This window comes from Phreatobacter sp., from assembly GCF_022843985.1.
In the GTDB taxonomy this organism is placed as follows: Bacteria; Pseudomonadota; Alphaproteobacteria; order Rhizobiales; family Phreatobacteraceae; genus Phreatobacter.
The window spans coordinates 61069-72569 of the sequence record NZ_JALHMP010000001.1; the positions used below are offsets into that span (position 1 = coordinate 61069).

An 11501-nucleotide genomic window follows, 5' to 3' on the forward strand; every position below is an offset into this window, starting at 1 on the left:
GCGCCCAAAGGTTGGATGATGACGATGTTGAAGGCTGAAGCCACCATTCCCACGACAGCAGGCCTCTCCTATGTCGCAGCGGTCTGCGCCAGGCTGGCGCAGTCGGATTTCGACGCGCGTGCCGAGGCGGGCCGCGGGCGTGTCGCCCTGGTCGATGACCTTGGCACCGGGACGCTGGAGGCTGCGCCCGACCGGCTTCATGTTCGCCTGGAATCACGGACCGAACAGGGCCTTTCCGTGCTGAAATTCCTGCTCAGTGCGCAGATCGAGGAGGTCGCCGCGGCGGAACATCCCGAGGTCGTCTGGAGCGGCGACGGTTGCGACAGCGCGGACCTGCCCAGCTTGCGCGAGATGACCGTGCGGCGCGTCGCCGATGTGACGCCGCATGTGCGCCGTATCACCCTGACCGGTCAGGATCTTGTGCGCTTCGAGGGGGACAGCCTGCACGTCCGCCTGCTCTTTCCACCCGAGGGCGTGCATCCGCCGGAATGGCCGAAGCCGGGAAAGAACGGCCGTCCGGTCTGGCCGCCCGAGGATCGTCGGCCGGTGCAGCGCGTCTATACGATCCGCCGCATCGACGCGTCGGCCGGAGAGTTGGACATCGACTTCGTGCTGCATGCGGCGCCGGGCATCGCCTCGGGCTGGGCGGCGGGGGCGCGACCGGGGGCGGTGATCGGTCTGATGGGGCCCGGCGGCCGCGAGGTCCGCCCGGCGGCCCATGTGCTGCTCGCCGGCGACGAGACCGCCATTCCGGCCATGGCGCGAATCCTCGCCCGCCTGCCGGAGGATACGGCCGGACAGGTGCTCATCGAGGTGGAGGACGAACGCGAGGTGCAGAGCCTTGCCCATCCCGCCGGCATCACGTTGCTCTGGCTGTTCCGCCGCGGACGGGAGCCGGGACGCAACGACCTCCTGGCCGACGCCGTCATGTCGGCGCCTTTGCCGGAGCACGGCGACGTCTTCTGCTGGCTGGGTGCCGAAGAGGCCATCGCGCGCCGCATTCGCAGCTACTGGCGCGAGGAAAAGGGCCTCGACCGGGCCAGGTGCCTGGCAGTCGGCTACTGGAAGCACGCGCTGACCCTGGACGAGGGCGGCTGAGTCCTGCCGATTGACAGCGGCGGGCGAAGCAGATTTCGCTTCGCCCATGTTTGTCACCTCCCCCGCCCTGACCGCCCTGCCCGGCATCCGCCATGCCTTCTTCACCCGCGAGGGCGGCGTGTCGGAAGGGCTCTACGCCTCGCTCAATGCAGGGCTTGGCTCGGGCGACGACGGGGATCGGGTTCGCGAGAACCGCCGCCGGATGGCCGCGGCGCTGGGCGTCGCCGACAATGCACTGATCTCCTGCTTCCAGATCCATTCGCCCGACGTCATCGTCGCAGACCGGCCTCATGACGGCGGCGACCGGCCCAAGGCCGATGCGGTGGTGACGCGGGTGCCCGGCATCGCCTGCGGCGTCGCCGCAGCCGATTGCGGACCGGTGCTCTTCGCCGATGCGGTTGCCGGGGTCGTCGGGGCCGCCCATGCCGGCTGGAAGGGGGCCATCGGCGGGGTGCTGGAGGCGACGATCGCTGCCATGGAAAAGCTCGGCGCCGACCGGGCCCGCATCCATGTCGCCGTCGGCCCGCTCATCCGTCAGCCGAGCTACGAGGTGTCCCAGGCCTTCGTCGACCAGTTCCGCGCCGCGGACGAGGCCTATGGGGGTTTCTTCGCTCCCGGCAGGCCCGGCCATGCCCAGTTCGACCTGCCGGGGTTCATCGCCGCCAGACTGTCGGCCGCCGGCATCGACCGGATCGACGATCTCGGCCTCGACACCTATGCCGACGAGGCGCGGTTCTATTCCTACCGGCGGACGACGCATCGCAAGGAGCCGGATTACGGCCGCCATATCGCCGGGATCGCGCTGGTCTCCTGACCCTGATCGTATCGCATTGCGGCACGACGCGGCCTTTTTCGCGTCACCCCGGTGTCACAGCCTGTTGATGGCCTCGTGCGGGAGGCGCGCGCGGCATTGTGGCGCGGTAGTTCGGTTGCTATGAGGGCGCCTTCATTGCCGCCCCGAGAGCTGCCTCATGTCGCGAAAACCCGGGATCAAGATCGTTTCCGGCAATTCCAACCGGCCGCTCGCCGATGCGATCGGGGCCTATCTCAACACGCCCCCGGCCAAGGCCTCGGTCCGCCGCTTCGCCGATATGGAGATCTTCGTCGAGATCCAGGAGAACGTGCGCGGCGAGGACGTCTATGTCGTCCAGTCGACGTCCTATCCGACCAATGACCACCTGATGGAGCTGCTGATCATCTGCGACGCGCTGCGCCGCTCCTCGGCCAAGCGCATCACAGCGGTGATCCCCTATTTCGGCTATGCCCGCCAGGACCGCCGGTCCGGCTCGCGCACGCCGATCTCCGCCAAGCTGGTCGCCAACCTGATCACCCGCTCGGGCGCTGACCGCGTCATGACCCTCGACCTTCATGCCGGGCAGATCCAGGGCTTCTTCGACATCCCGACCGACAATCTCTTCGCCGCACCGCTGCTGGCCAAGGACATCCGCGAGACCCGCAGCATCCAGGACGTCATGGTCGTCTCGCCCGATGTCGGCGGTGTCGTCCGAGCGCGCGCGCTCGCCAAGCGCATCGACGCCCTTCTCGCCATCGTCGACAAGCGCCGCGAGCGGCCAGGCGAGAGCGAGGTGATGAATGTCATCGGCGATGTCGAGGGCAAGAGCTGCATCCTCGTCGACGACATCGTCGATTCCGGCGGCACGCTGGTGAACGCCGCCGAGGCGCTGCTGGCGCGCGGCGCCAAGGACGTCTCGGCCTACATCACCCATGGTGTGCTGTCGGGCGGGGCTGTCGCCCGCATCACCGCCTCCAAGCTGAAGGAACTGGTGATCACCGATTCCATCCAGCCGACGGAAGCGGTCCGGGTCGCCCGCAACATCCGCACCCTCTCCATTGCCAGCCTGATCGGCGAGGCCATCGCCCGCACGGCGAGCGAGGAGAGCGTGTCGAGCCTGTTCGACTGAGGCTCAACGCAGCGCCGCTAGGCGTTTCTCCACCTTCCCGACAAAGGCCATCCGCTGATCGGCGGTGGCCCCGTCGATGCCGTGCAGCGCCAGCCAGAGCGTGCGGCAGCGCGGGTTCACCAGCGGCCTGAGGCCGCGCAGCAGCGTGCGGCGGCCTGGCTCGGACATGACGAGGCGCCACCACCACCAGGGCGAGCCGAGCGTCGATACCGCGCCGATGAACCGGATGTTGGTCAGCACCCGGCCGATGGGCTTGCCCGGTTCCGGCATCGTGAAAGTGGCATGCGGGATCCAGACACGGTCGAGCCAGCCCTTCAGCATCGCGGGAAGTCCGTACCACCAGGTCGGATAGACGAAGAGCAGGCCCTCGGCCCAGCGCAGGGCTTCGAGATGGGCGGCGACGGGCACCTCGTTGGCGCCGGCAGTGTGATAGGCGCGCCGCTCGTCGCTCCCCATGACGGGATCGAATCCCTCGGCATAGAGATCGATCAGCCGTGTCTGGTGACCCGCGGCGGCGAGGGCCGCCAGCGCCCTGTCACGCAGGGCGGCGGTCAAGCTCTCGGGACAGGGATGACAGTAGATCACCAGCATGCGCATGAGGGGCCCCGGCGGGAGAATCGTCAGGTGCCAGCGTGCACAGGTCGTCCAAGGATGCTAGACGGCGGGCCATGGCTCCTCCACTCCTGCAACTCCAAGACATCGCCCTCACCTTTGGCGGCACGCCGCTCCTGACGGCGGCCAACCTTTCCGTCGAGGCCGGCGACCGGCTCGCCCTGGTCGGCCGCAACGGCTCGGGCAAATCGACGCTGCTCAAGATCGCCGCCGGCCTGATCGAGACGGATGGCGGCAGCCGTTTCGCCCAGCCGGGCGCCACCATCCGCTATTTGTTGCAGGAGCCTGATCTCTCGGCCTTTCCGACGACTCTCGCCTATGTGGAGAGCGGGCTCGGGCCGAGCGACGATCGCTATCGCGCGCGCATGCTGCTGGAGGATCTCGGCCTGACCGGCGACGAGGGCACGACGGCCCTGTCCGGCGGCGAGGCCAAGCGCGCGGCGCTGGCCCATGCGATTGCCCCGGAACCCGACATCCTGATTCTCGACGAGCCGACCAACCATCTCGACCTGCCCGCCATCGAATGGCTGGAGAAGACGCTGAAACGACTGTCCTGCGCCATCGTGATGATCAGCCATGACCGCCGCTTCCTCGAGACGCTGTCGCGCGCCACGATCTGGCTCGACCGCGGTACGACGCGGCGGCTTGACAAGGGCTTCGGCCATTTCGAGGCCTGGCGCGACGAGGTGCTGGAGCAGGAGGAGAAGGACCAGCACAAGCTCGACCGCCAGATCGCCCACGAGGAACATTGGCTGCGCTACGGCGTCTCGGCCCGGCGTAAGCGCAATGTGCGCCGCCTTGGCAATCTGCAGGCCCTGCGCAAGGATTTCCGCGAGCACCGCAAGGCCGTTGGCACGGTGTCGATGACGGTGAGCGAGGCGGAAGTCTCCGGCAAGCGCGTCGTCGAGGCCCGCGCCATCTCCAAACATTACGGCGAGCGGACGATCGTCGACGATCTGACGATCCGGATCCTGCGCGGCGACCGGCTGGGCATCGTCGGCCCGAACGGCGCCGGCAAGACGACGCTGGTTCAGTTGCTGACAGGAACGCTGGCGCCTGATTCCGGCACGATCACGCTCGGCACCAATCTCGCCATGGCGACGCTCGATCAGAAGCGCGAGGACCTCGATCCCGCGATGCCGCTGACGGAGGCCCTGACGCGCGGCCGCGGCGACTATGTGACGATCAACGGCGAGAACCGCCATGTCATCGGCTACATGAAGGATTTCCTCTTCTCGCCTGAACAGAAGGGTACGCCAGTCGGCGTGCTGTCGGGCGGCGAGCGCGGCCGTCTCCTGCTGGCGCGCGCCCTCGCCTCCCCCGCCAATGTCCTGGTGCTGGACGAGCCGACCAACGATCTTGACCTCGAGACGCTAGACCTGCTGCAGGAAATGCTCACCGACTTTCCCGGCACGGTCATCCTCGTCTCGCATGACCGCGACTTCCTCGACCGGGTCTGCACCTCGGTTCTGGTCAGCGAGGGCGACGGGCGCTGGGTGGAATATGCCGGCGGCTATTCCGACATGCTCAACCAGCGCGGTACCGGAATCGCCGCGCGTACCGTCCAGAAGGCCGGAAAAGGCGAGGCAACGTCACCGGCGGCTGCCAGGACGGAACCGCAGGTCGAGCCCGCGCGACGGAAAATGTCGTTCAAGGACAAGCATGACCTCGACACGCTGCCCGCCCGGATGGAGGCGCTGCAGCGCGACATCGCAAAGCTGCAGGCGATCCTCGCCGATCCCGTGCTCTATGCGCGCGACCGCTCGGCCTTCGACAAGGCGAGTGCTGCCATGACCAAAGCGCAGGGAGCCCTGTCCGCCGCGGAAGACCGCTGGCTGGAACTCGAAATGCTGAAGGAAAGCCTCGAGGCATGACGCCGATCAGGCTGCTGCACCGCCGAACCGCTCGTTGAACGAGTAGCCGGAGCCACGCACCGTGCGGATCGGATCGATCTCCCGACCGCGCTTCACCGCCTTGCGCAGGCGCCCGATATGAACGTCCACGGTGCGCTCGTCGATATAGACGTCCCGGCCCCAGACGCCGTCCAAAAGCTGTTCGCGGGTGTAGACGCGGCCCGGCGACTGCATCAGGAATTCGAGCAGGCGGAACTCGGTCGGACCGAGATTGATCTCGCGGCCGGCGCGATGGACGCGGCGGGTCTCGCGGTCGAGCTCGATATCGCCGGACTTCAGCAGGCTCGACAGGTGTTCGGGCTTGGCCCGGCGCAGCAGGGCCCGGACCCGTGCCAGCAGTTCCGGCACGGAGAAGGGTTTCACCACATAGTCATCGGCGCCGATGGCGAGCCCCCGCACCCGCTCACCCTCTTCGCCGCGGGCGGTCAGCATGATGACCGGCAGGCGCTCGGTCTCGGGGCGCAACCGGATACGGCGGCACAATTCGATTCCGGACAGGCCAGGAAGCATCCAGTCGAGCAGGACGAGGTCGGGAACCGCCTCGCGGAGCCGGACCTCGGCCTCGTCGCCGCGGCCGACGACCTCGACCTGATAGCCCTCCGCTTCGAGATTGTAGCGCAGAAGGACCGTGATCGGTTCCTCGTCCTCGACCACCAGAATGCGTGCGGTCATGGAATAATCCCTGTCGTGCCTGGTGATGCGGTCAGAGGCCGACCGTTGCCATCGTGGTGGTGTCGAGCTTCGGACGCTCGTCGGCCAGGGTGACACCCTTGACCATGTAGTGGATCGTCTCGGCGATATTGGTGGCGTGATCGCCGATCCTCTCGAGGTTCTTCGCGCAGAACAGGAGATGGGTGCAGGAGCCGATATTGCGCGGATCTTCGAGCATGTAGGTGAGGAGTTCGCGGAACAGCGAGTTGTAGAGCGCGTCGATGTCGCCGTCGGCCTTCCAGACATCGAGCGCCGCCGTAACGTCACGCTGGGCATAGGCGTCGAGAACCTGCTTGACGCGCTCGAGGGCGAGGCGGGCCATGGCGTCGAAGCCACCGGTGACCTTCGCCAGCGGCGCTGACCCGCTCATGGCGGTGACGCGCTTGGCGATGTTCTTGGCGAGGTCGGCGATCCGCTCCAGGTCGGAGGCGATGCGCAGGGCACCGACGATCTCGCGCAGGTCGATGGCCATCGGCTGCCGCTTGGCGATGATGAGGATGCCGAGTTCCTCGATCTCGCGCTGCAGGGCATCGATCTGCGGATCGACCGCGCGTACCTGGTTGGCGAGTTCGAGATCGCTGCGGATGAGGGCGTCGATGCAGCCGACGATCTGCTTCTCGGTCAGCCCGCCCATCTCGGCGACGCGCTGCGCCAAGCCCTTGAGCTCGTTCTCGTAAGCGCTCACGGTATGTTCGGTCATGGCAGGCTCCTGCGAGAGGGCGAAGAGGGACTTGTGGAATAGCCCTGCGCCGCGACGGTTCTATGCCCGTCAGGTGACGCATCAATGACATTCATTGCGTCGATGTTTCAACATGTTGTCGATGTTGCGACAGAATGGCGGCAGACCTTGCCCGCCACCCCGGGGCGCCGGGCGGTCACGAAGCCGTCGGGACGGGCGCGTGGGCATTCTCGCCACGGTCGGCGGCGTCTATCCGCACAGTGAAGGTCGCTCCTTCACCCTGAACGCTCTCGACGGCAAGTCGGCCGCGGTGACGGTTGAGGATATGCTTGACCAAGGCGAGGCCGAGGCCGGTGCCGCCCTTCTCGCGGCTTGAGGCGACGTCGGCACGGTAGAATCGCTCCGTGAGGCGCGGCAGGTGCTCGGCGGGGATTCCCGGGCCGTGGTCGCGCACGCTCACCACGGCCTCGGCGCCGCGGCCGTCCCGGCTCTCGCGGGCGAGTGTAATGTCTACGCGTCCTCCCTCGGCACCATATTTGATGGCGTTCTGCACGAGGTTCTCGAAGAGGCGGATGAGTTCGTCCTGATCGCCCTTGACCGGCAGGGTCGCTTCTCCTGCCGCAATTTCGACCACCACGCCCTGGGCCTTCGCATAGGGCCCCAGCGTATCGCGCACGTGGCGCAGGAGCTGCACGAGATCGACCACGGTGACGGGCTGGACGTGCTCGTTGAGCTCGATGCGCGACAGCGAGAGCAGGTCGTCGATCAGGCGCGACATGCGGCGGGCCTGGGCCAGCATGATGCCGAGGAAGCGCTCGCGGGCATCGGGATCGTTGCGGGCGGGGCCCTGGATGGTCTCGATGAAGCCGACGACGGAGGCGAGCGGCGTGCGCAGTTCGTGGCTGGCATTGGCGACGAAGTCGGCACGCAGCTGTTCCAGCCGGCGTTCCTCGGTGAGATCGCGCAGCGACAGGAGGATGAAGTCGGCCCGGCCGCCGTCGCGTGCCTCCGGCGTGACAACGACCGGCGTCGCCTCGACGCTGAACCAGCGCGCCACCGGCACCCGCTCGGCATAATCGATGACCTGTACACTGTTGCTGGCAAGGGCCCGGCGCACGACCTCGACAACCTCGGGCGCCCGCAGCGACAGGGCCAAGGGCTCGCCGCGCCTGAGGCCAGGCAGCAGCGAGGCGGCGCGCGCATTGTGAGTGCGCACCGCGAGTTTCGGATCGAGCAGGATGGCGGGAACGGGCAGCGCCGCCATGAGGCCCTCGACCGACAGGTCCGTCAGCCGCGCGGCACGGCGGGCCATGACCTCGTCCTCCAGGGGCGCGCGCACGGGGGGGCGTCGGCGCATGAGCGTGCCGGCCCCGACGAGAGCGAGCCCGCCTCCCGCGGCGAGGGGCCAGGCGAGGTCTCCCCATGCGCCGAGGACCAGCGCGAGAAGGGCTCCGGACCCATAAAGGAACAGGGTGCCGCCCCACCGCTCGTTCCAACCGGCGTCGATGTCATCACCCACGTGTCAGCCCTGCCTTGACCATGCCGACGGCGAGACCACGATCGCGGGGGCCATCTCAATCGCGCCGGAAGACGACGCTCGCAGCCCATCCCGTGAACAGGGCGAGCATGGCGGCGGCAAGGCCGTAGAGAACCCCGTGATCGCGGGCCGCATTGGCGACGAAGGCCTCGAATCCGGTCTTCGTCACTTCGAAATTCGTACTCTCGCGGGCGAGGATAACCCCGCCTGACATCAGAAAGATGTCGACCTCGAAGGATCCGACCGGGGTGTTGGGCACGACGGGAATATTCGCCCGGAACAGGTTGGGGGTGAGAAAGGTGACGCCGGTCGGGTTCTCGCGATAAAGACCCTTGGCGCGGTTGATCCGCAGCAGGGCATCGCGAAAGGCCGGAGTTGCCGCGGGATCGGGTCCGAGCCGCGGCGTGATGGCGGTGATGGCGTCGACGCCGATCTGCTGGCGCGCCAGCAATTCGCGGTCGGCCAGAGCGGCCGCGGGCTTGTTCGACAGCAGCGCATAGAAGGACGGGATCTCGACGAACTGGCGGGAGTCGGTGTTCACCCAGATGCCGAAGACGCGCGTCTTCTGGCGCGTCACCATGAGCGCGCGGGGGCCGCGGACGACCACCGCGAGGTCATAGCCGCCGGGGCGGGAGATCGTCTGCGCATCGCGTTCGATCGAGCCGAACAGCACGATCTCCGATCCGACGAAATTGGACGTGATCTGCAGCCGGTGGGTGGAGAGAGAGGTCACCATGGTCTCGGCCCGTGCAGGCAGGACGGCGAGCAGGGCCAGGATGACGATGACGATGCGGCTCATGCCCGCACCACCCATTCGAGGACGGTGTTGGAGAAGGGATCGTCAGGCCGCACGACGAGATCGATGAGGAAGCGCATGCCGACCGCCAGCACGACGAGGCCGAGCAGCAGGCGGAGTTCCTCGCCCTTCATCGACAGCGAGGTGCGGGCGCCGAACTGGGCGCCGACGACGCCGCCGATCATCAGCAGCAGGGCAAGGACCACATCGACAGAGGCATTGGTGGCGGCATGGAAGACCACGGCCATCAGCATCGTCACCAGCGTCTGCAGGCTGGACGTGCCGATCACCACCGCGGTCGAGACACGCAGGAGATAGACCAGCGCCGGCACGAGCAGGAAGCCGCCGCCAATACCCATGATCGAGCCGAGGAAGCCGATCCCGAGCCCGATGGCGATGACCGGGATCGCCGAGACGGTGATGCGCGAGCGCGGGAAATGCATGACGAAGGGCAGCCCGGTGCCGACCCGGCGATCACGGGCCGGCAGCAGCTTCGGCGGCTCTCCCGAACGCGACCGGGCAATGGCCCGCAGGCTCTCGACCACCATCAGCATGCCGATGCCGCTCAGAAGCGTCACATAGGACAGGGCAATGAAGAGATCGAGCTGCCCCTCGCGCCGCAGCAGCGAGAAGGCAGCAACACCACCGGCCGTGCCAATGACGCTGCCGATCAGCAGCACCCCGACCAGTTTGGGATCCACCGCGTTCTTGCGCCAGTAGCTCAGGGTACCCGACAGGGACGAGGCGGCGATCTGGCCGGAGACGCTGGCGACCGCAATGGCAGGGGGAATGCCGATGAAAATAAGGAGCGGGGTCAGCAGAAAACCGCCGCCGACACCGAACATGCCGGAGATGAATCCGATCGCCAGTCCCATGCCCAGAATGAGGAGCATGTTGACGGGCAATTCGGCGATCGGAAGGTAAAGCTGCACGGTTGTCCCCGGCCAGGGTGTGCACCCATCGAAGGCCGGAAAACAGCCGTCGCGTCAAGGCCCCCACGGCGGCCGCGCGCGCATTTCGGCGCAGGGCTAGTATGACCGTGGCATGCCAAGCACATGCTCGCCGACATAGGCGAGGATCAGGTTGGTGGAGATCGGCGCCACCTGGTAGAGCCGCGTCTCGCGGAACTTGCGCTCGATATCGTAATCGGCGGCGAAGCCGAAACCGCCATGGGTCTGGATGCAGGCATTGGCGGCCTCGAAGGAGGCGTCGGCCGCCAGCAGCTTGGCCATGTTCGCCTCGGCGCCGAATTCCTGGCCGGCATCGCAGAGCGCCGCGGCCTGGAAGCGCATGAGATCGGCCGCGCGGATGTTCACATAGGCGCGGGCGATGGGGAACTGGACGCCCTGGTTCTGGGCGATCGGGCGGTCGAAGACGATGCGCTCCGAGCCGTATTTGCGGGCGCGGTCGATGAACCAGTAGCCGTCGCCGATACATTCGGCGGCGATCAGTGTGCGCTCGGCATTGAGGCCGGAGAGGATCGTCTTGAAGCCCCTGCCCTCCTCGCCGATGAGATTCTCGGTCGGGATTTCGAGATCGTCGAAGAAGACCTCGTTGGTCTCGTGGTTGACCATGTTGCGGATGGGGCGGACCGTCATGCCGCGTCCGATGGCCTCACGCAGGTCGACCAGGAAGACGGAGAGACCGTCGGACTTCTTGCGCACCTGGTCGATCGGGGTCGTGCGGGCGAGCAGCACCATGAGATCGGAATGCTGCACCCGGCTGGTCCAGACCTTCTGGCCGTTGACGACATAGCGGTCGCCCTTGCGCACCGCCGTCGTCTTCAGCTTCGTCGTGTCGGTGCCGGTCGTCGGCTCGGTCACGGCCATGCTCTGCAGGCGCAGCTCGCCAGCCGCGATCTTGGGCAGGTAGCGCGCCTTCTGCGCGTCGGAGCCGCCGCGCAGGATCGTGCCCATGTTGTACATCTGGCCATGGACGGCGCCGGAATTGCCACCGGACCGGTTGATCTCCTCCATGATGATGGAGGCCTCCGTCAGTCCAAGGCCGGAGCCGCCATATTCGGTCGGGATAAGGGCGGCGAGCCACCCGGCGCGCGTCAGTTCCTCGGTGAAGGCCTCGGGATAGCCGCGTTCCTCGTCGATCCCGCGCCAATAGGCATCGTCATAGCGGCCACACAGGTCGCGCACGGCGTCCCTGAGGTCGGCATGGTCGGCGGCGTCCGGGATGGTCAGCGGCATCGGAGATCTCCAGCGGCTGGGTTTATGGGTCGCTT

General features: G+C 67.2%; 11 protein-coding genes. 4 read left to right on the forward strand and 7 right to left on the reverse strand.

Annotation, left to right across the window (positions count from 1 at the left end; genetic code table 11):
* The first annotated feature begins 24 nt into the window (after positions 1 to 24).
* The 3 genes from Q0C57_RS00310 to Q0C57_RS00320 all read left to right on the forward strand — a co-directional run bounded on the left by Q0C57_RS00310 (position 25) and on the right by Q0C57_RS00320 (position 3020).
* Positions 25 to 1098, forward strand: a complete 1074-nt coding sequence (locus Q0C57_RS00310; RefSeq protein ID WP_296570460.1) for a siderophore-interacting protein — start codon at positions 25 to 27, stop codon at positions 1096 to 1098.
* Positions 1099 to 1144: 46 nt separating this feature from the next.
* Positions 1145 to 1912 (forward strand): peptidoglycan editing factor PgeF, encoded by a 768-nt coding sequence (gene pgeF, locus Q0C57_RS00315; RefSeq protein WP_296570462.1) that lies wholly within the window; start codon positions 1145 to 1147, stop codon positions 1910 to 1912.
* Between the two features lie 157 nt (positions 1913 to 2069).
* A complete protein-coding gene (locus tag Q0C57_RS00320; RefSeq protein ID WP_296570464.1) occupies positions 2070 to 3020 on the forward strand; it encodes a ribose-phosphate pyrophosphokinase in 951 nt (316 codons plus the stop codon).
* A gap of 3 nt (positions 3021 to 3023) precedes the next feature.
* Here Q0C57_RS00320 and Q0C57_RS00325 read toward each other — a convergent pair whose 3' ends face one another.
* Positions 3024 to 3617, reverse strand: coding sequence for an NAD(P)H-dependent oxidoreductase (locus tag Q0C57_RS00325; protein ID WP_296570466.1), 594 nt, complete (start codon positions 3615 to 3617; stop codon positions 3024 to 3026).
* Positions 3618 to 3688: 71 nt separating this feature from the next.
* Here Q0C57_RS00325 and Q0C57_RS00330 point away from each other — a divergent pair, with 71 nt between their 5' ends.
* Positions 3689 to 5506 carry an ATP-binding cassette domain-containing protein gene (locus Q0C57_RS00330; protein WP_296570469.1) on the forward strand — a complete coding sequence of 606 codons (1818 nt, stop codon included), beginning with the start codon at positions 3689 to 3691 and terminating at the stop codon, positions 5504 to 5506.
* Between the two features lie 6 nt (positions 5507 to 5512).
* Here Q0C57_RS00330 and phoB read toward each other — a convergent pair whose 3' ends face one another.
* The 6 genes from phoB to Q0C57_RS00360 form a co-directional block, all read right to left on the reverse strand.
* Positions 5513 to 6217 (reverse strand): phosphate regulon transcriptional regulator PhoB, encoded by a 705-nt coding sequence (gene phoB / locus Q0C57_RS00335; RefSeq protein ID WP_296570473.1) that lies wholly within the window; start codon positions 6215 to 6217, stop codon positions 5513 to 5515.
* A 31-nt stretch (positions 6218 to 6248) separates the two neighbouring features.
* Positions 6249 to 6956: a phosphate signaling complex protein PhoU gene (phoU, locus tag Q0C57_RS00340; protein WP_296570477.1), complete on the reverse strand. Its 708-nt coding sequence runs from the start codon at positions 6954 to 6956 to the stop codon at positions 6249 to 6251.
* A 175-nt stretch (positions 6957 to 7131) separates the two neighbouring features.
* Entirely contained in the window at positions 7132 to 8454 is a 1323-nt protein-coding gene (locus Q0C57_RS00345) for an ATP-binding protein (RefSeq protein ID WP_296570480.1), read from the reverse strand.
* A 55-nt stretch (positions 8455 to 8509) separates the two neighbouring features.
* Positions 8510 to 9271, reverse strand: coding sequence for a TIGR02186 family protein (locus tag Q0C57_RS00350; protein ID WP_296570483.1), 762 nt, complete (start codon positions 9269 to 9271; stop codon positions 8510 to 8512).
* Positions 9268 to 10200, reverse strand: coding sequence for a sulfite exporter TauE/SafE family protein (locus Q0C57_RS00355; RefSeq protein WP_296570488.1), 933 nt, complete (start codon positions 10198 to 10200; stop codon positions 9268 to 9270). The genes Q0C57_RS00350 and Q0C57_RS00355 overlap by 4 nt, the downstream gene beginning before the upstream one ends.
* A gap of 96 nt (positions 10201 to 10296) precedes the next feature.
* The gene (locus Q0C57_RS00360) at positions 10297 to 11466 is read right to left on the reverse strand and encodes an acyl-CoA dehydrogenase family protein (RefSeq protein ID WP_296570491.1); all 1170 of its coding nucleotides are present in this window, start codon (positions 11464 to 11466) and stop codon (positions 10297 to 10299) included.
* Positions 11467 to 11501 lie beyond the last annotated feature (35 nt).